Origin of the sequence: Candidatus Accumulibacter aalborgensis (genome assembly GCF_900089955.1) — a bacterium.
GTDB lineage: Bacteria > Pseudomonadota > Gammaproteobacteria > Burkholderiales > Rhodocyclaceae > Accumulibacter > Accumulibacter aalborgensis.
The window spans coordinates 168,559-189,476 of sequence record NZ_FLQX01000094.1; the positions used below are offsets into that span (position 1 = coordinate 168,559).

Genomic DNA, 20,918 nt, shown 5'->3' on the forward strand with positions numbered 1-20,918 from the left:
GGGCTAACCGCGCTTGATGTGCACTTTGGTGACCGTGCGGGCGCTGACCGTCCGCACCGTGAATTGATAGCTCTCCTCGTGGATATGGCTCCCCACCGGTGGAATCGTGCGCAGGCGGTTGATGATCAGCCCGGCCACGGTATGAGCCGCTTCCATGGGGATGTTGAGATGCAGTTCCTCGTTGATCTGCGAGATGGGTGTTCGGCCATCGACCAGGAATTCGCCTGGTGCCAGTTCCTTGATCAGGATGCGCTGCTTGCTGCGGTGGGACTCGTACTCATCGAAATCGTAGCCGACATCGATTTCTCCCACCACTTCCTCGAAGATGTCTTCCATGCTGAGAATGCCGATGGCCAGTCCGAACTCATTGACGACCACCGCCATGAAGTCGATCGGACGCGATAACAGCGTCGTGATGGTCCGGTCGATGGGTTGCCTTGAGGTGACGTAGACCGGCTCCTGGATGAAGCTGGCCTTGGCTCTGCGGTTGATGTCGGAGGCCATCAAGTCCCATGAGTTCAGGGTCAGAATGCCGATGATATTGGACATGTTGCCGCGATAGACCGGCAAGCGATTATAGCCATGTGCAAGAACGAGTTTCACGGTCTCCTCCATGCTGGCGTGCTCGCTGATGCCCACCACCTCGTCGAGCGGAGTCATCACCTCACCCACGGATGTCTCCGAGAAGCGGGTGATGCGCGCCACCTTCTCGGCGTCGAAGCTGCCATCCTGATCGTCCGTGGCCGATGACATTTCCAGAAGCATGCGCAATTCCTCGCGAGTGATCAGGCCGCTTTTCACCGCGGTGGTCCCGCCTGCCAGGCGAGCGGCGAAGCGAGCGATGCGACTGAAAACGAAGATCACCGGAAAGTAAAGCCAGGAAAAAAAGCGCAGACCGTAGACGATGCGGGTGACCAGAAAGTCGGCTTTCTGCTGGTAGATGCTCTTCGGAACGATCTCCCCCAGAATCAGCAGGAAGGGTGTGGCGATGAGCACCGAGAGGATGTCACCCTCAGGCCCGAAAACCTCGATAAAGATCAGCGTAACCATTGTCGAGACGGTCACCGTCGTGACGTTGGTGCCCACCAGGGTCGTTCCCAGCAGTATGTCGGGCGTCTTGTACAGTTTCAAAACCAGCGCTGCGCCCTTGTCACCCGTCTTGGCCAGGTGACGCAACCTGATCTTGTCGCTGTTGACCATGGCGATCTCCGACCCGGAGAAGAAGCCCTTGAGCAGAATGAAGACCACGATCACCAGGCATTCGATAAAGGTTTCCATGACTCAGACCTCTTTCTTGGTGGCGGGAACTTGATCAACGCACGGCGTTTCCTGACCAGCCAGGCCCGGCAATTGCGACGAGAAAACCGAGTGCGCATGTTGTACCGTCGTAGCCACCGCCGCATCCGGCGAGCCAGCGCTCGCTCCGTTGGTTTCATCAGTCAGCGCTCGCGAGGGAACACTGTCCTCGCTGTCCGTCGGATCGGGATCGGGTCCCATTCCCAGCCGGGTCACGCGCAATTCCTTGATGCGCAAGCCCTGCATACGTTCAACGGCAAGCAGGAAGCCCTCGAAGGTGACCGAGTCCCCGAGCCTCGGCAAGCGGTTGAGCAGGCGCATGACCACCCCGCCGACCGTATTCATGCTGGGGTCATCTAGGCTGGCGCCCACCAACTGGTTGAAGTCCACCAGGCTCATGTCACCTGGGATCGAGTATATCTTGTGCACCTCGATCTCCGTGACGCCGGGCTCCTGTGGCGGGGCCAGCCTGCCAAGCATGAATGCCGCCACGTCACGGATCGAAACGATCCCCAGCACGTTGGCGTATTCGCCAATCACCAGTGCCGTGCGCGTGCGGTTCTCCTGGAAGAACTCGACCATTTCGTCAACCTTCTTGGTCGAGGGAACAAAGTGAGGTTGCCGCATCACGTCGCGCACACTCATTGCCGCCAGGTCGGCGCCACTGCGAACCAGCTTGATAACGTCTTCCGAATGAAGGAAACCGACGATCATCGCCGGGCTATCCTCGAACAGCGGCACACGCGCATGGTGGATGGCCTGGAAGGCTGCCACCAGATCCGGCAAAGGTTGCTCCACATCGAGCGAAACCATGCTCGAAATAGGCGTCATGATGTCGACCACCTGAGCCTCGGAGGCCTCCAGCATGTTGTCGATGAGAATGCGCTCCGTCGGCACGATCACGCCGCTGGCCTCGCCTTCCTCCACCAGCGTACGGAATTCGTCGGAATGAAGCAGGTTATCCTTCTTCACCGGTTCGCCGACGATGGCCGAAGTGATTCGGTCGGCAACGGCGCGCACCGCGTTGCGCAGCGGCGTGATCAAGGCGATCCATTTGGGTAACAGCGACGCCGTGATATTGGTGGCAATCATCATCGGGTAAGTGACGGCGATGGTCTTGGGTGTGACCTCTCCGAACAGGAGGAGCAACGGAACCATCACCAGAATGTTGATCCAGGTGGTCTGGTCGTCGGTGAAATACTTCAAGAAAATGGCCGCCATGTTGGCCGACGAGGCAATGTTCACCAGTTCGTTGCCGCACAGCAGCGAGATGATCAGGCGGCGCGGCTCTTCGAGCATGTCGTGAATACTCTTGCTGCGCGGATGCTGACTGTTGCGCAACCTTTGCAGGTCGAAGGAAGTCAGCGAAAAGAGGGCTGTTTCCGATCCGGAAAAGAACGCCGACATGGTCAGCAGCAGCACCTGAACGCAGCCTCGGATGATCAGTTCAAGATCAATCCAGGCAGGTATTTGAACAGCCGATAGGTCCATTGATAGCCTCCTCCGCTACTTTTCGGAGGGCAACTCGCCATGCTGCTGATGGCCGGCTTCTTCCCCCCTTTTTTTGTGCAATCTCGGAGTTTAACCGATCTTCCCGCTTGCGCGCCTGATTGCCTCCCCAAGAACACAGCGACTGGCCCGCAGAATGGGCTTCCGGGAAGGCCGCCGGAGCCATTCAGAGATGGCTCAACCCGCCGGGCCACCGGGAAGAGCATCTTTCTGCGCGACCGCTTGCTGACCAGAGGAGCTACGATACGCTGCCATGCTTTCTCCTCGAAGATGCGCAAGTAACAGGAGAATGTCATCGCCCTCCGGTCAGCCTGACCAGGTGAAGAAGCCTTTGACTCGCTGCTTGATGTCAAGGATACTCCCGCCCCAAGCGGGCAAATTTGCCACCTGTACGTGGGCGAGGATTTATTATGGCTATAGAGCTACAAGATTTAATAGATCGTATCAATCAGGAGGCGATCGAGAAAGGCGCGACCGCCGCGGAGAAGCTTCTTGCCCAGGCAAAGGCGGAGGCCGCGACCCTGCTGAAGGATGCTGAAGCAGCGGCCAAGGCACGACTGGAAAAGGCCGAGAAGGACTCCGAAGTATATGTCGAACGGAGTTCCCGTACTCTGGAACAAGCGGCGCGAGACCTGCTGATTGGCGTCGGGCAGGCCATCGAGAACATCATTCAGGACATCGTGAGTGTTTCGACCGATCAGGCGCTCGACCCTGATACGCTCAAGCCGATGATGGTCAAGATGGCCGAAGCCTATGCCGAGAAAAACGGTGCTGAAAGCCGTATCGAGTTCATCATCGGCGAGCGCGATCAAGCAGAAATCGTCAGCTTTTTCGCCGACCAGTACCGGCGACACCTCGTCAGTGGGGTAGATATCAACATCGACCACGGCGTCCGCAAGGGTTTCCGTGTCACGCTTGAAGACGAGCGCGTGTACCACGATTTCACCAAGCCGGCCATCGCTGAGGCACTGGCCAGTTTCGTCCGCCCCCACTTGGCAGCGATTGTCCATCGTGCCGCGCGCGTCGCGAGCAGCGGCGACAAACCCTGACGCAGTACGAGGCGGACGATGCCTTACCACTATCTGGTCGCGAGCCTGCCGATGTTGTTTTTCGGCGATCAGAATCCCTTTTCGGCACGTGAATTCCTGTCGCGTTGCGTCGGAGTGCTCAAGACCGAACATCTGGCAATTCTGGAGGCCGTCCTGCACGGACAGTCGGTAGTCGGAAACGCCTTTGCCATGACCTGGGCTGCCCGCGAGACGCAAGTACGTAACGCCGTCGCTCGTTTTCGCGCAATGCGACTGGGAGTCGATTCGCAGGCGTTTCAGCGGCCGCACGCCGGATTCGATGTCGGCTTGGCGCAAGCGGTAACCGACGCCCTGGCCCAACACACCCCCCTTGAGCGCGAGCAGGCGCTCGACCGTTGCCGCTGGAGTATAGCTGACGAACTGGCCCTGGCTGATCCCTTCGGCTTCGGGACCATCCTGGCCTTCGCTGTCAAGCTGCGCATCACCGAGCGCTGGACGGGACTGACCGAAGCCACGGGACAGCGCAAGGTCGAGGAATTCATCGAGGCCATGACGAAACCGCAGGACCCGGCAGCGAAGAGGAGCGATCCGGAAGCCAGGAGGCGCCCTGCCGGCACCAGAAAAATGAGCGAAACATGAACGCAAACAATGGCAAAATCATCGGCGTCAGCGGCAACCTGCTGACCGTAGAGTTCACCAAAGCGGTGGTCCAAAATGAGGTCGCCTACGCGATCACGGGAAACCGTCGGCTCAAGTCCGAGGTCATCCGTATCCGCGGCTCGTATGCGGACCTCCAGGTGTTCGAGGACACCACCGGGCTGAAGGAGGGTGACCGCGTCGACTTCACTGGTGAGTTGTTGGCCGTCGAGCTTGGCCCCGGTCTGCTCACACAAATCTTCGACGGGCTCCAGAATCCGCTCCCGCAACTGGCTGAGCAATGCGGCTTTTTCCTCCAGCGTGGGATCTATCTCGATCCGCTGCCCCGCGACCGGCACTGGGCGTTTACGCCCACGGCCACGCCAGGTGATCGCGTCACAGCCGGTGAAACCCTCGGCACGGTACCCGAAGGGATCTTTCAGCACCGCATCATGGTGCCGTTCAAGCTGGGAGGTGTGTTGACCGTGGAGCGGATCGCCGCGCCGGGAGATTATACCGTCGGTGAACCGATCGCCATGCTGCGCGACGCCGACGACGAGCCTGTCGAAGTGACCCTGATGCAACGCTGGCCGGTAAAAATCCCGATCCGCGCTTACGCCGAGCGGCTACGTCCAAGCGAGCCCCTGGTCACCAAGGTGCGCATCGTTGACACTTTCTACCCGGTGGCACGCGGGGGTACCTACTGTATCCCGGGGCCCTTTGGCGCCGGCAAGACCGTGCTGCAGCAGATCACCAGCCGCTACGCCGACGTGGACATCGTGATCGTCGCCGCTTGCGGCGAGCGGGCTGGCGAGGTCGTCGAGACGCTGCGCGAGTTTCCCCAACTGACCGACCCGCGTACCGGCAAGAGCCTGATGGAACGTACCTTGATCATCTGCAACACCAGTTCGATGCCGGTCGCAGCGCGCGAGGCGTCGGTGTACACCGCAGTGACGATCGCCGAGTATTACCGTCAGATGGGTCTGAACGTGCTGTTACTGGCCGACTCCACTTCGCGCTGGGCGCAGGCGCTGCGCGAGATGTCCGGTCGCCTGGAGGAGATTCCTGGCGAGGAGGCCTTCCCTGCCTACCTCGAATCGGTGATCGCCGCGTTCTATGAGCGCGGCGGTATCGTCCGACTGAAGGACGGCAGCTTGGGCTCGGTCACCATCGGCGGTACGGTCAGTCCTGCCGGCGGCAACTTCGAGGAACCCGTCACGCAGAGCACACTGAAGGTCGTCGGAGCGTTTCACGGCTTGTCCAGGGAGCGCTCGGACCAACGCCGTTTCCCGGCCATTGATCCGCTAGATAGTTGGAGCCAGTACCCCGGAGTGGTCTCTGCCGAGCAGGTCAGCGCCGCCCGCGTCATGCTGCACGCCGGCAACGACGTCAAGCAAATGATGAAGGTCGTCGGCGAGGAAGGTACCTCGATCGACGACTTTGTCGTCTTCCTCAAGAGCGAGTACCTCGACGCGGTCTATTTGCAGCAGGATGCCTACCACGACGTCGATGGCGCCAGCAGCGCCGAGCGCCAGCGCCACGTATTCGACCGCATCTACCGGATGCTCAAGTGCAGACTGAGCTTCGACGACAAGGATGGCGCACGCCGCTTCTTCCAGCGGCTGACGCAGACAACCAGGGACTGGAACCGGGTGGACCATCAGGCAATGGAATTCCAGCAGATTGAACAGCGGATCGAGCAGATGCTCGCAGAGGTGTCGGACTATGCATAAGGTCTACCACGGCATTGAGCGGATCGCCGGCAACGTCATCACCGTCCAGGCGACTGGCGTCGGCTACCGGGAACTGGCCCAGGTCAGCTCCCGGCAGGGCACTTCACTCGCGCAGGTGATCCGGCTGGAGGGCGGCCGTGTGGACCTCCAGGTATTCGCAGGCGGCCGTGGCATCGCCACCGATGCCGAAATTCGCTTTCTCGGCCACACGATGCAGGTGCCGTTTTCGCAGTCACTGCTCGGCCGGGTGTTCAACGGCAGCGGCCAGGCACGCGACAACGGGCCTCGGATCAGCGAAAACCTCATCGACATCGGCGGACCGTCAGTCAATCCGGCGAAGCGCATCATCCCGCGCCACATGGTGCGCACCGGCATCCCGATGATCGACGTCTTCAACACCCTGGTTGAATCGCAGAAGCTACCGATCTTCTCGGTCGCCGGCGAACCCTACAACCCGCTGCTGGCGCGGATCGCCCTGCAAGCCGAAGTGGACGTGATCATCCTCGGTGGCATGGGCCTCAAACACGACGACTACCTGTTCTTCCGCGATCTCCTCGAAGAGAACGGCGCGCTGTCGCGCTCGGTGCTGTTCATCCACACCGCGTCCGACCCGGTGGTGGAATGTCTGTTGGTGCCGGACATCGCGCTGGCCGTCGCCGAACGCTTCGCACTTCAGAATCAGCGCGTGCTGGTGCTACTCACCGACATGACTAACTTCGCCGATGCCATGAAGGAGGTCGCCATCACCATGGAACAGATCCCTTCGAATCGCGGCTACCCTGGCGACCTCTACTCGCAGCTCGCAGCCCGCTACGAAAAGGCGGTCGATTTCGACACCGCGGGCTCAATCACCATCCTCGCCGTGACCACCATGCCGGGTGACGACGTGACGCACCCGGTGCCGGATAACACCGGCTACATCACCGAGGGACAGTTCTACCTGCGTAACGGCCGCATCGAGCCCTTCGGTTCGCTGAGCCGCCTCAAGCAACTGGTCAACGACAAGACGCGCGAAGACCACCGCACGATCATGAACACCATGATCCAGCTCTACGCCTCGTACATGGAGACACTCGAGAAGCAGTCGATGGGCTTCCGCATGAGCCCCTGGGACAGCAAGCTGCTCAAGTACGGCCAGCGTTTCGAGAACGAACTCATGGACCTCAAGGTGAACATTCCGCTGGAACAGGCCCTGGACCTTTGCTGGCAGATTCTTGCCGACAGTTTCGACCCGGCGGAGACAGGAATCGCTTCGAAATTGACCGACCGCTTCTGGCCAGCCCGCTGACCTCAGACGAGGCGACGAAGGCGAAGACGACCCCCAATGGCGAACATCAAGCACACCAAGAACGAGCTGAAGGCCCAGCGCGAAGCGCTCAAGCGTTTCCAGCGCTATCTGCCCACATTGCAGTTGAAGAAACAGCAACTGCAACTGGAAGTTCGCCAACTCGAACTTCAGCTTGAGACAAAGCGCACTGCAGAGGCTCACGATCAGGCCGAACTTGCCAAGTGGGTGCGCCTCTTCGCTGAACCTGTGGAATGGGCAAACTGGTTGACCGTGCGCGAGATCCGCATTGGCCACGGCAACATCGCCGGCGTGGCAATCCCCCTGCTCGATGGGGTCGATTTCGAGCATCAACTTCCCGATCTGTTCGCCACGCCAGCGTGGCTGGACGATGGGGTCGAGATGCTGGAGCGACGAATCGGCCGTCGCTTGGAGCTGCAGGTGCTCGAGGAGCAGATGCGGCAACTTGCCGCTGAGTTGCGTACCACCAGCCAGCGCGTGAACCTCTTCGAAAAGGTGAAGATACCGGAAGCGAGAGAGCACATCCGGGTGATCCGGATCTTCCTCGGCGACCAGATGACTGCTGGCGTGGCGCGCTCCAAGATGGCCAAGGCCAAGGCCCGCGAGCAGGAATCCGCCACCTAGAACGTACGGAACGTAGATACCACATACTGGAATGACCAACAGCCCATGATCACGCCGATGCAAAAAGTGACTGTCCTGTGTCTGGACACGGGCCGGGATTCCGCTTTGCAGTCGCTACGGAAACTCAGCGTCCTGCACCTGACCTTTGACCGGCAGGCCGAGCACGAGGACATCGAAGCCGCACGCCGCCATCTCGACTACGTCCGGCGCGCCAGTGACATCGTGCCCAGGCTACCCCAGCAGCCCCGTTCCGGGCTGTCGCCCAGCGAAATCGTCGACCAGTTGTCGCGACTCATTCAGCAGCGCCGTGAAAACCACGAAGATCTGGCACGCCTGCGCCAGGAACTGAAGCGCATCCAGCCCTTCGGCTCCTTCTCCCCACAGTCTGTTGCGGCCCTCGCCGAGCGGGGCGTGTTCATTCGCCTGTTCCAGGCATCGCCCCGGAGTTTCCCGGCGCTACCTGATGAGGCGCTGTATCTGGAGACGCTACGCACCAGGGCAGCGGTGTTCTTCGCCGTCGTCACCCGCGACGAAAAGCCTGAGATCGCCGCCCAGGAGATCCACTCGCCGGCCACATCGCTGGCAGATATCGAACGCCGCATCACCGAACTGGAGGCCGCACAAGCCAGCATCACCGTTCAGGTCGCGCAGTTCGGCGGCGATTATCCCGCGCTAGCGCAACTGCGAGGCGAGGCCGAAGACGCCTTGCAGATGGCCGCGGTCCGCGTCGGCATGAGCAGCGCAACGGCGCGTATCGCTTACCTCCAGGGCTTTTGTCCGACGACCGACGTCGACCGCCTTCGCCAGGCCGCGCCAGCGAACGGTTGGGGACTGGTCATCGACGAACCGGCAGACGATGACGTGGTGCCAACGCTGATCCGCAATCCGGCGTGGCTCAAGCCCATCGAGGCAGTCTTCGACCTGATCGGCATCCTGCCCGGCTATCGGGAAATCGATGTCAGCCTGTGGTTCCTGCTTTTCTTCAGCCTTTTCTTCGCGATGCTGGTCGGCGACGCGGGCTACGGTGCGATCTTCCTCGCCGCGACCCTATGGGCTCAGCGCAAATTCCGGGAAATACCGGCGCATGTGTTCACCTTGCTCAAGATCACCAGCATCGCGACGATGGTGTGGGGCGTCCTGACCGGCACCTATTTCGGCATCCCCGATTTGCCCGCACCACTCGCCGTGTTGAAGATGCCCTGGCTGGGCGACGAAGAGCACATCAAGGACCTCTGCTTCTGGATCGCTGCCATCCACCTGTCGATCGCGCACGTCTGGAGCATCGCGAAGCTCATCCGCACGCCCCAGGCACTGGCCCAGGTCGGCTGGCTGTGTGTCGTCTGGTTCATGTTCTTCAGCGCCCGTTCGGTCGTCCTCAACCTGCCATTCCCGTCGATCATGACTTGGGTGTTCGGCGCAGGCATCGTGCTCATCGTGCTGTTCATGACCCCGCGCAAGAGCCTCAAGGACGAATGGTTCAACCACGTGATGCTGCCGCTGAACCTGGTCGGAAGTTTCGTGGACGTCATTTCCTACATCCGCCTGTATGCCGTCGGCACCGCCAGCTTCGCCATCGCCTCGACCTTCAACATCATGTTAGTACCGCTGTTCGATGGTTGGCTGAGTGGCTTGCTCGCAGCCCTGCTGCTCTTCGTGGCGCACACGGTGAACATCGTGCTCGCTCTGATGGGTGTGATGGTCCACGGTATCCGCTTGAATACGCTTGAATTCGCCAGCCATCTCGGGCTCCAGTGGAGCGGCATCCCCTACCAGCCATGGCAGCGCAAGTCGCGGCCGGTGGCCTGAGCGAAGCCCCTAGGTATCCCGATTCGAGAATACGATTACCCCAAAACACGCAACGAGAGGAGAAAGAGTTGGATATAGATGTGATGGTCAGCCTGGGACGTTTCGGGGCCGCAGCAGCGGTGGGACTTGCTGCTGCAGGTTCTTCCCTTGGCATCGGCGCAGCCGGTCCGGCCGCCGTGGGCGCCTGGAAGAAATGCTACGCCCAGGACAAGGCGGCGCCTTTTGTACTGTTCGCCTTTATCGGCGCGCCCATGTCGCAAACGATCTACGGCATGATTCTCCTGGGCTGGATCAACACCGCGCTGGATGCTTCGCTGGCCGCGCATCAGGCGATCAACTGGGGGGGCATGCTCGGCGCCGGAATTTTCGGCGGCCTGGGAATGGGAGTATCAGCCTGGTACCAGGGAGTCATCGGCGCCGCAGCATCGGACGCAATGGCCGAAACCGGCAAGGGTTTTGGCAACTACCTGATGACTCTGGGGATCATCGAAACCCTGGCCATCCTGGTTCTGGTCTTCATCCCGCCAGCATTCCGGCTCGCCGGTGGGGCATAAGCAGGCCGAGTGCCCTCGGCCACGACGGTCGGAAATCTGCTGCCGCGTGTCTGTGGCGCGCGCCAGCAGACGATCCAGATAATGTAAGTCGACAACGACAGATCCGAGAGCAGCGCCGAGAGCTTCATACTGCTGACTTGTTCGCCGGCATGGTTGTTCAGGCCCAAAAGCCAGTGACGCCCCGCCATGGGTCCGGCTTACGCACCACGATGCCGCATCTTGCCCCAATATTGTGCGCCGCACCATCGGCGCCGTCATGCGGGCCGTAAAATGTCCCATAAATCAGCCAGATTTATTCTGGCACGGCACTTGCTTTAGCTTGTTCATCAAAACGCATCAACGGGAGTCACAACGATGAGCAAGAAGAAGCTGGTCATGGTGGGCAACGGCATGGCCGGGGTGCGGACACTCGAGGAGTTGTTGAAGCTCGCCCCCGATCACTACGAGATCACCGTCTTTGGTGCCGAGCCGCACCCGAACTACAACCGCATCCTGCTTTCGCCGGTACTCGCCGGCGAGATGACGATCCAGGACATCATCCTCAACGATCACAGTTGGTACGCAGAGCACGGCATCACGCTTCACCTGGGCAAGACGGTGAGCAAGATCGATCGCGTCCAGCGCCGGGTAATCGCCGAAGACGGCACCGAGGCTCCCTACGACCGCCTGCTGCTGGCGACGGGCTCCAACCCCTTCATGCTACCCATTCCCGGCAACGACCTGCCGGGCGTCATCTCCTACCGCGACATCAATGACACCGACAGCATGATCGACGCCGCTCGCCGCTACCGGCACGCGGTAGTCATCGGTGGCGGTCTGCTCGGTCTCGAGGCGGCCAACGGACTGAAACTGCGCGGCATGGACGTGACGGTGATCCATCTCGCCGACTGGCTGCTCGAACGTCAGCTCGACCAGACGGCCGGCCGCATGCTGCAGAAGTCACTCGAAGACCGTGGCCTGAAATTCCTGCTCGGCCGGCAGACCGAAATGCTGATCGCTGGCGAGAGCGGCCGCGTCGCCGCGCTACGCCTCAAGGACGGCGCGCAGATCGCGGCTGATCTGGTGGTCATGGCCGTCGGCATCCGCCCGAACACGACGCTGGCTGAGTCGGCAGGCATCTACTGCAACCGTGGCATCGTGGTCAACGACACGCTGCAGACTTACGACCCGAAGGTCTATGCCGTCGGCGAGTGCGTCGCGCACCGCGGCATCGCCTACGGACTCGTCGCGCCGCTGTTCGAACAGGGCAAGGTTGCGGCCAACCATCTGGCCAACTACGGTATCGGCCGCTATACCGGGTCGGTCACCTCGACCAAGCTCAAGGTGACCGGCATCGACCTATTCTCGGCCGGCGACTTCTTTGGCGGCAAGGACACTGAGGAGATCGTCCTCAACGATGCCGCCGGCGGGGTGTACAAGAAGCTGGTGATCAAGGACAACAAGCTCGTCGGCGGTGTCCTCTATGGCGATACGGCCGACGGTCCGTGGTACTTCCAGTTGCTGCGCGACGGCCAGGACATCCACGAGATTCGCGATCACCTGCTGTTCGGCCAGTCGCACGTCGGCGACGTCGGCCACCAGGGCCACAGCAAGGCGGCGTCTATGGCCGACAGCGCCGAGGTGTGCGGTTGCAACGGCGTCAGCAAAGGGACGATCGTCAAGGCGATCAAGGAAAAGGGCCTGTTCAGTCTCGACGACATCAGGAAGCATACCAAGGCGTCGTCGTCCTGTGGTTCCTGTTCCGGCCTCTGCGAGCAGATCCTCTCGGCGACCATCGGCGGCGCTTACACGCCGGCGGCGTCGAACAAGAAGCCGGTCTGCGGCTGCAGCGATTACTCGCATCAGGAAGTGCGCGACGCGATCCGCGCGCAGCATCTGACCACCATCGACGAAATAATGCGCTTCCTCGAATGGCAGACGCCGGATGGCTGCGACAAGTGCCGCCCGGCACTCAATTATTACCTGATCTCGACCTGGCCACAGGAAGCGAAGGACGACCCGCGTTCGCGCCTGATCAACGAACGCGCGCACGCCAACATCCAGAAAGACGGTACTTACTCAGTCGTACCTCGGATGTGGGGCGGACTGACGACCGCCGCTGAACTGCGCCGCATCGCCGACGTCGCCGACAAGTACCAGGTGCCGACGATCAAGGTCACCGGCGGCCAACGCATCGACCTGCTCGGGATCAGGAAGGAAGACCTGATCAGTGTCTGGCGGGATCTCGACATGCCCTCGGGCCACGCCTACGGCAAGTCGATCCGCACGGTAAAAACGTGTGTCGGCTCCGAGCACTGCCGCTTTGGCACGCAGTTGGCGATGAGCATGGGCGTCAAGCTCGAGAAGATGCTCTTCGACATGTACTCGCCGCACAAGGTGAAGCTCGCCGTCTCGGGTTGTCCGCGTAACTGCGCCGAAGCCGGCATCAAGGATGTCGGCGTGATCGGCGTCGATTCGGGCTACGAGTTGTACGTCGGCGGCAACGGCGGCATCAAGACCGAAGTGGCGCAGTTCTTCGTCAAGGTAAAGAGCGACGAAGAGGTGATGGAGTACGCAGGCGCTTTCCTGCAGCTCTACCGCGAGGAAGGCTTCTACCTCGAACGGACCTGCCACTACCTCGAACGTGTCGGCCTCGACCACGCCAAAAACCGGGTAGTCGAGGACGAGGAGAACCGCAAGGCGCTCTACGGCCGCCTGCTGGCCGAGCTGAAGGACGCCAAGGACCCCTGGGCCGAGCGCATCGCCGGCGTCGAGAAGAACGAGTATGAAATGCTTTCGCTATGAAGGACTGGAGAATCGAAATGGCTGAATGGAAATCGATCTGCACGCTTGAAGAGATCCCGCGACTGGGCTCTCGCGTGGTGCGCTCAACGAGTGGCGACATTGCCGTCTTCCGCACCTCCACCAACGAGGTTTTTGCCCTGCGCGACCAGTGCCCGCACAAAGGCGGACCGCTGTCGCAGGGCTTGGTGCATGGCAACCAGGTGACCTGCCCGCTGCACGGCTGGAAGCTGCGCCTCGATTCGGGTGAAGCCGTGGCGCCCGACCAGGGCTGCTCGCGCCGCTATCCCGTGCGCATCGAAAGCGGTACGGTTTTTCTACAAATCTGACTAAACGGGAGGGATACGACAATGGACAAGTCATTCTGGAAGGTCGGCCATCGGCCGACACTGATCGCCGCTTTTCTCTACTTTGACCTGGCCTTCATGGTCTGGGTGATGCTCGGACCCCTGGGCGTGCAGATCGCCAAGGATCTCGGCCTGACGCACGCTCAGAAGGGAATGATGGTCGCCACCCCGGTGCTCGCCGGCGCCATCCTGCGCCTCTTCATGGGCGTCCTGGTCGACCATCTGAAGCCGAAGCTCGCCGGCGTCATCGGCCAGGTGATCGTCATCGTCTCGCTGTTCGTCGCCTGGTACTTCGGCATCCACAGCTACGAACAGACGCTGCTCCTCGGCGTCTTTCTCGGCGTCGCCGGCGCTTCGTTCGCCGTCGCCCTGCCGCTCGCTTCTCGCTGGTATCCGCCCGAGCATCAGGGAACGGCGCTCGGTATCGCCGGTGCGGGCAACTCCGGTACGGCGCTGGCCGCGCTGGTCGCACCGAGCCTGGCCATCGCCTACGGCTGGAGCAACGTCTTCGGGCTGGCGCTGATCCCGCTGATCGTGGTCTTCGTCTTCTACCTGTTCGCCGCCAAGGACGCGCCTGAATGCCCGCCAGCGAAATCGCTGGCCGAATACCTGAAGGTGCTCAAGGACAGCGACGCGTGGTGGTTCATGTTCTTCTACTCGGTGACCTTCGGCGGTTTCGTTGGCCTCGCCTCGTCGCTGACCATCTACTTCAACATCCAGTACGGGCTGGATGCCAAGACGGCGGGTTTCTTCACCGCCGCCTGTGTTTTCGCCGGTTCGCTGGTGCGGCCGATCGGCGGCAACGTCGCCGATCGCATCGGCGGCATCAAGAGCCTGTCGGTGATGTACGTCCTGGCGGCGATCTTCCTGGCGATTGTCAGCATTGGCCTGCCGTCCGCGTGGATGGCCCTGCTCGCCTTCGTCGGAGCGATGCTGGCGCTGGGCATGGGCAACGGTGCGGTCTTCCAGTTGGTTCCGCAGCGCTTCCGCAAGGAGATCGGCGTCATGACCGGACTGGTCGGCATGGCCGGCGGCGTCGGTGGCTTCTACCTGGCGTCATCGCTCGGTTACGCCAAGCAAATCACCGGTAGCTATCAGATCGGCTTCCTGATCTTTGCCGCGCTCGCCCTGATGGCACTGGCCGGGCTCTCCGGCGTCAAGACCCGCTGGCGCACCACCTGGGGTGCGGCGCACCTGACCGCAGCCAAGATCTGATTCTTTTCACTGCGCGCTTTGCGCAACCGCGGGGCGGCAAGGTACATTGCGACCTGCCGCCCCTTCCTCTTTCCGGAGCCAAGCCCGCATGCCACTTGAAGTCGACGTCGGTCATTCCTCGCTCACTGGTCCCCGCGAACGCAACGAGGACTTCTGCGGAATGGTCACCCCGCAGGGGGCGGAGCTCGAAAACAAGGGGCTGATCGCCGCTGTCGCCGACGGCATCGGCGGTCACAAGGGCGGCCGCGAGGCCGCCGAGTACACTGTGCGCGGGCTGCTCTCCGACTACTACGCAACCCCCGACACCTGGAGCGTGCCGCATGCGCTCGAAAAAGTCGTCGTGCCGCTCAACCGCTGGGTGATGGCCGAAGCCGGCCGCCAGCCGGACCTCGCCGGTATGGCGACGACGCTGACCGTCCTCGTGCTGCGCGGCCGCCGCTACGTCTGTGCGCATGTCGGCGATTCGCGCCTCTACCTGCTGCGTGACGGTGTGTGCACCCGGCTGACCAGCGACCACGTCTGGGACCACCCGGAACTCAGGAGCGTTCTCTCGCGCGCCGTCGGTCTCGACCGTCACTTCCAGCTCGATTTTTTTGACGGCGAACTGCAGCAAGGTGATTGCTTCCTGCTCTGTTCAGACGGCGTCTGGGGCCCCCTGGGCAGCGGCCGCATCCGCGCCGCGCTGCTCGCCCACCCCGACGCGCAACAGGCCGCCGCCTCGCTGACCAGTCTGGCGCTGGCCTCCGATGGCCAGGACAACGCCAGCGCCGTCGTCCTGCGCGTCACCGCCTTGCCACCGGAAAACCTGCGCGACTCGCTCGAGGGCACCGCCCGCCTGCCACTGCCGCCGCGTTTCAAACCGGGGCAAGAGTTCGACGGGCTACACATCGACGAAGTGCTGCACGACTCGCGGGCAACTCTGCTCTACCGCGTCACCGACCCGCTTTCCGGCCAGCAACTGGTGCTCAAGACCCTGCGCCCGGAACTCGCCGACGACGCCGAAGAGATCCGCGCGCTGATCATGGAGGAATGGCGCGCGCGGCGCATTGTCTCGCCCTTCTTTGCCCAACTGGTGCCGGCCGAAAGGCGGAGCTGTCTCTACTATCTGCAGAGCTGGTACGAGGGCGCGACGCTGCAGCGGATGCTCGACGCGGATCTCCATTTCACCGTCGCCGACGCCGTCGGGCACGGCGTCCGGCTGATGAAGGGGCTCTCCGCACTACACCGGCTTGACGTCGCGCACCGCGACATCAAGCCGGCCAATATCCACATCGGCCGCGACGGCCGTCTGCGCATTCTTGATCTTGGCGTCGCGCTCAGCCTGTCGGAAGACGAAGCCACCGCCGGCAGCCCAGGGACGCCGAGCTACATGGCGCCTGAGCTGTTCGCCGGCGACAAGGCCGGCCCGCAGCACGACCTCTACGCCGCCGGAGCGACGCTCTACCATCTGCTGACCAGAAAATACCCTTACGGCGAGATCGAGCCCTTTCAACATCCCAAATTCGGCGATCCGGTGCCACCGACGCGCTACCGGCCGGACATCCCCGGCTGGCTGGAAAACGTCGTCCTCAAGGCCGTCGCCAGGGACCCCGCGCAGCGCTTCGAAACCGCCGAAGAATTCCTGCTCGCCCTCGAACGCGGCGCCAACCGCCCGCTCAACCGGCTGCCGGTGACACCGCTGGCGATGCGCAACCCGCTGCTGACGTGGCGGGTCATTGCCGGTGTGTCGCTGGTGATCAACCTGGTGTTGGCAATGTTGCTGACGCGGTGACGGGTGGCCGCCCGCAGGATACCGCTGAGCCCGTAGATGCGGCTGAGGAACAAAGCGCATCTACGGGCTACGGGCTTCCCTGCGGTCAGCACATCCTACGGCGCTTTCTCATTCGTGCGACGCGATGGACACATTCCTCGCCTATGCGGGTGGTTATTTCCGCAATACGAATGCCACGTGGGTCACCCCCAGACAGGAATATTTGAATGGTTTTCGGGGCTGGGGTCATGGAAGTCCGTTCGGTCGACCAAAGTGGATCTGGCGAGAGGGAATCTGCAGTCTGGCCATGCATAAGAAAAGAAAGGTGCCAAGCGGAATTTCATGCCCCTACAAGCCGCCATGCGCTGCCCAGAATTCTGCGGGGCTGCGGATCGGGTAGCGGTCGCCCAAGGCCAGCAAGGCCTTGTCACCGGTGATCAGCGCATCCGCATGAGACTGATTCAGGGCCGCGATCAGCGTGCCAAGAACGGGTTGGTCGTTGACGTCGGTGAGGGCCGGGTCTTGCGCCGTTACGGGATCAATGACCTCAGCCTGGATCGAGAGGATGTCCACCAGGTCGCCGATCTCGCCTTCGCTCAACCCATGTCGATGCGCCAGCCGGGGCAGTACGCGGCGGAGTTCCTCAAGAATGAAGGTGGACAGCACGACTTCCAGCGCCCCGTGTCTCCAGGCGCCGATGATTTTCCCAGGCACGCTCGCTGGATAGGCAATGCCCGACAGCAGGACATTCGTGTCCAGAACCACGCGCAGGGTGGCCACGCGGCCTCAACGCCCGGCGCGCGAGTCGGCGACTGCGGCGGCAATTTCTGAAAGCCCTTCGGCTTCTGGCGTATCGGCAAACCCCGTCTCAATACGCTGGCAGAGCGCGTCGAAGCGCGCCTGCATGCGCCTGATGCGTTCAAACAAGCGTGCGTCCACCAGTGCCGCGACAGGCTTGCCATCCTTGTTGATGACGATGCTGTCATGCCGGTACTGCACCTGATTGAGCATCTCGCCTAGGTTCTGACGGAACGTAACGGCGCTGGTTTCACTAATCATGGCAGTACGGTTGATATGAACATAATGGTCATTATGTCCGGGGCAGGCGAGATTGGCAAGACCCAGCCTTGTCCAAGGAACGAGCCTGAGGGAAGGAGCTTGAGGGGAATCTGACGTGTAGGTCGATCGTCACACGGATGATGACGACCCCGACCGTCCTGCCGCGTGTGCCCGCCCTGCTGGGTACTGCATCCAGAACCTCCAGGAATACGTATCATTGAGAGGCGACGCGTAGGTGGCGGCGCATTCGACACCACAAAGTGAAGGAGAAAAGGATGGTCAGGATCATGGCCCGGATTACGGCCCGCGCAGGCGGTGACCGGCAACTACGCGCGGTTCTGCAGGACCTGCTCGGCCCAAGCCGCCAGGAGGCCGGCTGTGTGAGCTACGAATTGTTTCAGAACGAGGACGACCCGCTCGAGTTCGTGACCGTCGAGCAGTGGTCCGATCAGGCGGCCGCGGACGCCCACCTGGCGACGCCGCACGTGGCCACGGCGATCACGCTGGCCAGCGAGTTGCTGGCCCAGGCGCCATTGATTCATCGCTTCACGCCGGTCGTCGGATGAGCCTTCGCAGCGGACCGTGCTCAGCTTTGCCTTACCTCACGCCGGTGCGTTAGACGAACCCGATGGCCAGGAGCGTATGGACACGGTGATTGAGGGTTGCCGGTCGCTCACCGCCGGAAGGCCTGGGTGGCAGCGCGCGGCAATCGTTGCCGCGATCGTCGCTGGTGCCGCCTATCTGGCGCTACTGGCGTGGATCTACGCGTATCAGGAAGTGCTCATCTTTCGACCGGATCGGCTGCCAGCGGCGCACCGTTTTGTCTTGTGCGACACTCGCGATGCGCGCGACGTTCACGAGCTGAGCATCGAGGTCGGCGGCGAGACGCTCTCGGCGCTGCACTTGAAGCTGCCGAATCCGAAAGGCGTGGTATTTTTCCTGCACGGCAACAACGGCAATCTGTCCACCTGGTTCACCCACACCGACGCCTACCGAGCCGCGAACTACGATCTGTTCATGCTCGACTATCGCGGCTACGGCAAGAGTGGCGGTCACATCGAGAGCGAAGCCCAGCTTCGCGCCGACGTCCTCGCTGCCTGGCGGACAGTGGCCCCGCAATACGTCGGCAAACGCGTGGTGATCTACGGACGTTCGCTTGGCACGGCGCTGGCAGCCGGGCTGGCCGCGCAGGTGCAGCCCGACCTGACCATCCTGGTCTCGCCGTACTGCAACGTGGCGCAATTGATGCAGGCTCACTATCCATGGCTGCCGACGGGGCTCTTGCGTTACCGCCTGGAGACCTGCAGCGATGCCGGCCATGTGCACAGCCCATTGCTTCTCGTGCATGGCGAGGACGATTCGCTGATCCCGATCCAGCACAGTGAGCAACTGTTGCGCGTTGCGCCACAGGCGCGGCTGCTGCGCATTCCCGGCGCGGCTCACGCCGACGTCCATGAGTTCTCGGCCTACACTGACGAGCTGCTGCGAACCCTGGAATCACTCTAACCATGAATCAGACACCGGAGGAGGAATTGGCATGCTGACCGGACTTATGCAGGACCGACCGCTGTTGATCTCATCATTGATCGAACACGCGGCGAACTGCCATCCGCACGCCGAAATCGTCTCGCGCACGAGCGAGGGGCCGATTCACCGCTGCACCTATGCCGATATCCAGCGCCGCGCCAAACAGGTGGCCAGGGCGCTGACCGTGCTCGGTGTCCAGCCGGGAGATCGAATCGCCACGCTGGCCTGGAATGGCTACCGGCACATGGAGCTGTACTACGGCGTCTCAGGCATGGGCGCGGTGCTGCATACGATCAACCCGCGTCTGTTTCCGGAGCAGATCGAGTACATCGCGAACCATGCCGAAGATCAATACCTGTTCTTTGACCTCGGCTTCGTGCCGCTGCTCGAAAAGCTGGCCGGCAGCATGCCAACGGTGCGCGGCTTCGTCGTCATGACCGACCGCGAACACCTGCCGGAGTGCAGCCTTCCGGGACTGCTGTGTTACGAGGATCTCATCGGCGCGCAGGGCAGCGAGGGGGGAGATGGGGGAGATGGCGAAGATGGTGAGCATTATGAATGGCCGCAGTTCGCCGAGACGACGGCCTCGTCGCTTTGTTACACGTCGGGAACGACCGGCAACCCGAAGGGCGTTCTTTATTCGCATCGTTCCTCGGTGCTTCACTCGTGGGCCGCCTGCTCGGTCGATGGCCTGGCCCTGGGGTCCAGCGAGACGGCTCTGTTGGTCGTACCGATGTTCCACGTCAACGCCTGGGGAATGCCTTACGCCGGCGCCATGTCCGGCGCCCGGCTGGTCATGCCCGGCCCGGCTCTTGACGGCAAGAGCGTGTATGAATTGATGCGCGACGAGAAGGTGACGCTGGCCCTGGGTGTACCGACCGTCTGGCTGATGCTCCTGCAGTACGTCGACACGGTTGGACTGACTCCGCGCGACGAACTGTGCCTGCGTCGCGTGGTCATCGGCGGTGCTTCGGCGCCACGCGCAATGAGCGAACGTTTCGCGACCTCCTTCGGTGCTTTCGTCGTCCACGCCTGGGGAATGACCGAGATGTCGCCACTCGGCACGGTCTGCAATCTGCTGCCCAAGCACCAGGGCGATACGCTGGAAAAGCGCCTCGCGGTTCAGGAGAAGCAAGGCCGCGCCGTCTATGGCGTAGACATGAAGATCGTCGACGACGACGGCGCCCGCCTGGCGCAGGACGGTCGGTCTGCCGGCCACCTGCTGGTGCGCGGACCGTGGATCACCAGCGGCTATTACCGCGACGAAAGCGGCGGCACCATCGATGGCGATGGCTTCTTCGACACCGGCGACGTGGCCACCATCGATGCCGACGGCTACATGCAGATCACCGATCGCTCGAAAGACGTGATCAAGTCAGGCGGCGAGTGGATTTCGTCGATCGCCCTCGAGAACGCTGCGATTGGCCACCCAGCCGTGGCCGAAGCCGCGGTGATCGGCGTCGCGCATGCCAAATGGCAGGAGAGGCCGTTGCTGATCGTCGTCAGAAAGCGCGGTCAGGAACTGACTCGCGAGTCGATGCTGCAGTTCCTGCAGGGCCGCGTGGCCAACTGGTGGCTTCCCGACGATGTCGCTTTCGTCGACCAACTGCCGCACACGGCGACCGGCAAGCTGCAGAAGATGAAGCTGCGCGAGATGTTCGAGGACTATCGCCTGCCGACGGCGTAAGCGGAACGGCGCAGGGTGGTCACCGGGATGCGTGGGCCAAGGGCCGATATCCCGCTCGAT

At 62.1% G+C, this 20,918-nt stretch carries 18 protein-coding genes; 14 read left to right on the forward strand and 4 right to left on the reverse strand.

Annotated features, from left to right (window positions below; genetic code table 11):
• Positions 1-3: 3 nt before the first annotated feature.
• Both ACCAA_RS06320 and ACCAA_RS06325 read right to left on the reverse strand, forming a co-directional pair.
• The gene (locus ACCAA_RS06320; RefSeq protein WP_186406375.1) at positions 4-1,278 is read right to left on the reverse strand and encodes a hemolysin family protein; all 1,275 of its coding nucleotides are present in this window, start codon (positions 1,276-1,278) and stop codon (positions 4-6) included.
• A gap of 3 nt (positions 1,279-1,281) precedes the next feature.
• Complete coding sequence (locus ACCAA_RS06325) at positions 1,282-2,787, reverse strand: hemolysin family protein (RefSeq protein ID WP_186406376.1); 1,506 nt, start codon at positions 2,785-2,787, stop codon at positions 1,282-1,284.
• A gap of 428 nt (positions 2,788-3,215) precedes the next feature.
• Here ACCAA_RS06325 and ACCAA_RS06330 point away from each other — a divergent pair, with 428 nt between their 5' ends.
• From ACCAA_RS06330 to ACCAA_RS06380, 11 genes are all read left to right on the forward strand, one after another.
• On the forward strand, positions 3,216-3,854 hold the full coding sequence (locus ACCAA_RS06330) for an ATPase (protein WP_186406377.1): 639 nt from the start codon (positions 3,216-3,218) through the stop codon (positions 3,852-3,854).
• 18 nt (positions 3,855-3,872) lie between these two features.
• Positions 3,873-4,472, forward strand: a complete 600-nt coding sequence (locus ACCAA_RS06335; protein WP_186406378.1) for a DUF2764 family protein — start codon at positions 3,873-3,875, stop codon at positions 4,470-4,472.
• The gene (locus ACCAA_RS06340; RefSeq protein WP_186406379.1) at positions 4,469-6,202 is read left to right on the forward strand and encodes a V-type ATP synthase subunit A; all 1,734 of its coding nucleotides are present in this window, start codon (positions 4,469-4,471) and stop codon (positions 6,200-6,202) included. The genes ACCAA_RS06335 and ACCAA_RS06340 overlap by 4 nt, the downstream gene beginning before the upstream one ends.
• Positions 6,195-7,490, forward strand: a complete 1,296-nt coding sequence (locus ACCAA_RS06345; RefSeq protein ID WP_186406380.1) for a V-type ATP synthase subunit B — start codon at positions 6,195-6,197, stop codon at positions 7,488-7,490. Before ACCAA_RS06340 ends, ACCAA_RS06345 begins: the two co-directional genes overlap by 8 nt.
• Positions 7,491-7,526: 36 nt before the next feature.
• Complete coding sequence (locus ACCAA_RS06350; RefSeq protein WP_186406381.1) at positions 7,527-8,132, forward strand: V-type ATP synthase subunit D; 606 nt, start codon at positions 7,527-7,529, stop codon at positions 8,130-8,132.
• Between the two features lie 57 nt (positions 8,133-8,189).
• Positions 8,190-9,938 carry a V-type ATP synthase subunit I gene (locus ACCAA_RS06355; protein ID WP_186406382.1) on the forward strand — a complete coding sequence of 583 codons (1,749 nt, stop codon included), beginning with the start codon at positions 8,190-8,192 and terminating at the stop codon, positions 9,936-9,938.
• Between the two features lie 83 nt (positions 9,939-10,021).
• A complete protein-coding gene (locus tag ACCAA_RS06360; protein ID WP_186406419.1) occupies positions 10,022-10,492 on the forward strand; it encodes a V-type ATP synthase subunit K in 471 nt (156 codons plus the stop codon).
• Between the two features lie 354 nt (positions 10,493-10,846).
• Positions 10,847-13,276 carry a nitrite reductase large subunit NirB gene (nirB, locus tag ACCAA_RS06365; protein ID WP_186406383.1) on the forward strand — a complete coding sequence of 810 codons (2,430 nt, stop codon included), beginning with the start codon at positions 10,847-10,849 and terminating at the stop codon, positions 13,274-13,276.
• 17 nt (positions 13,277-13,293) lie between these two features.
• Entirely contained in the window at positions 13,294-13,602 is a 309-nt protein-coding gene (gene nirD / locus ACCAA_RS06370; RefSeq protein ID WP_186406384.1) for a nitrite reductase small subunit NirD, read from the forward strand.
• A 21-nt stretch (positions 13,603-13,623) separates the two neighbouring features.
• Positions 13,624-14,835, forward strand: a complete 1,212-nt coding sequence (locus ACCAA_RS06375; protein WP_186406385.1) for a nitrate/nitrite transporter — start codon at positions 13,624-13,626, stop codon at positions 14,833-14,835.
• A gap of 88 nt (positions 14,836-14,923) precedes the next feature.
• Positions 14,924-16,606: a bifunctional protein-serine/threonine kinase/phosphatase gene (locus ACCAA_RS06380; protein WP_186406386.1), complete on the forward strand. Its 1,683-nt coding sequence runs from the start codon at positions 14,924-14,926 to the stop codon at positions 16,604-16,606.
• Between the two features lie 327 nt (positions 16,607-16,933).
• On the opposite strand, the gene ACCAA_RS06385 is transcribed toward ACCAA_RS06380, so the two are convergent.
• Positions 16,934-17,365, reverse strand: coding sequence for a putative toxin-antitoxin system toxin component, PIN family (locus tag ACCAA_RS06385; protein ID WP_186406387.1), 432 nt, complete (start codon positions 17,363-17,365; stop codon positions 16,934-16,936).
• Between the two features lie 6 nt (positions 17,366-17,371).
• Entirely contained in the window at positions 17,372-17,644 is a 273-nt protein-coding gene (locus ACCAA_RS06390; RefSeq protein ID WP_186406388.1) for a type II toxin-antitoxin system Phd/YefM family antitoxin, read from the reverse strand.
• A gap of 275 nt (positions 17,645-17,919) precedes the next feature.
• On the opposite strand from ACCAA_RS06390, the gene ACCAA_RS06395 reads away from it, so the two are divergent.
• From ACCAA_RS06395 to ACCAA_RS06405, 3 genes are all read left to right on the forward strand, one after another.
• On the forward strand, positions 17,920-18,210 hold the full coding sequence (locus ACCAA_RS06395; RefSeq protein WP_186406389.1) for a putative quinol monooxygenase: 291 nt from the start codon (positions 17,920-17,922) through the stop codon (positions 18,208-18,210).
• A gap of 76 nt (positions 18,211-18,286) precedes the next feature.
• Positions 18,287-19,150 (forward strand): alpha/beta hydrolase, encoded by an 864-nt coding sequence (locus tag ACCAA_RS06400; RefSeq protein ID WP_186406390.1) that lies wholly within the window; start codon positions 18,287-18,289, stop codon positions 19,148-19,150.
• Positions 19,151-19,181: 31 nt separating this feature from the next.
• Positions 19,182-20,858 (forward strand): 3-(methylthio)propionyl-CoA ligase, encoded by a 1,677-nt coding sequence (locus ACCAA_RS06405; protein WP_186406391.1) that lies wholly within the window; start codon positions 19,182-19,184, stop codon positions 20,856-20,858.
• The last annotated feature ends 60 nt before the right edge of the window (positions 20,859-20,918 follow it).

Coding starts and splice junctions, on each gene's coding strand:
- ACCAA_RS06350 (WP_186406381.1), top strand. CDS start 7,527: ATGGCGAACATCAAGCACACCAAGAACGAGCTGAAGGCCCAGCGCGAA.
- ACCAA_RS06375 (WP_186406385.1), top strand. CDS start 13,624: ATGGACAAGTCATTCTGGAAGGTCGGCCATCGGCCGACACTGATCGCC.
- ACCAA_RS06395 (WP_186406389.1), top strand. CDS start 17,920: ATGGTCAGGATCATGGCCCGGATTACGGCCCGCGCAGGCGGTGACCGG.
- ACCAA_RS06390 (WP_186406388.1), bottom strand. CDS start 17,644: ATGATTAGTGAAACCAGCGCCGTTACGTTCCGTCAGAACCTAGGCGAG.
- ACCAA_RS06400 (WP_186406390.1), top strand. CDS start 18,287: ATGGACACGGTGATTGAGGGTTGCCGGTCGCTCACCGCCGGAAGGCCT.
- ACCAA_RS06405 (WP_186406391.1), top strand. CDS start 19,182: ATGCTGACCGGACTTATGCAGGACCGACCGCTGTTGATCTCATCATTG.
- ACCAA_RS06360 (WP_186406419.1), top strand. CDS start 10,022: ATGGTCAGCCTGGGACGTTTCGGGGCCGCAGCAGCGGTGGGACTTGCT.
- nirB (WP_186406383.1), top strand. CDS start 10,847: ATGAGCAAGAAGAAGCTGGTCATGGTGGGCAACGGCATGGCCGGGGTG.
- ACCAA_RS06325 (WP_186406376.1), bottom strand. CDS start 2,787: ATGGACCTATCGGCTGTTCAAATACCTGCCTGGATTGATCTTGAACTG.
- ACCAA_RS06340 (WP_186406379.1), top strand. CDS start 4,469: ATGAACGCAAACAATGGCAAAATCATCGGCGTCAGCGGCAACCTGCTG.
- ACCAA_RS06345 (WP_186406380.1), top strand. CDS start 6,195: ATGCATAAGGTCTACCACGGCATTGAGCGGATCGCCGGCAACGTCATC.
- ACCAA_RS06335 (WP_186406378.1), top strand. CDS start 3,873: ATGCCTTACCACTATCTGGTCGCGAGCCTGCCGATGTTGTTTTTCGGC.
- ACCAA_RS06320 (WP_186406375.1), bottom strand. CDS start 1,278: ATGGAAACCTTTATCGAATGCCTGGTGATCGTGGTCTTCATTCTGCTC.
- ACCAA_RS06330 (WP_186406377.1), top strand. CDS start 3,216: ATGGCTATAGAGCTACAAGATTTAATAGATCGTATCAATCAGGAGGCG.
- ACCAA_RS06355 (WP_186406382.1), top strand. CDS start 8,190: ATGCAAAAAGTGACTGTCCTGTGTCTGGACACGGGCCGGGATTCCGCT.
- ACCAA_RS06380 (WP_186406386.1), top strand. CDS start 14,924: ATGCCACTTGAAGTCGACGTCGGTCATTCCTCGCTCACTGGTCCCCGC.
- nirD (WP_186406384.1), top strand. CDS start 13,294: ATGGCTGAATGGAAATCGATCTGCACGCTTGAAGAGATCCCGCGACTG.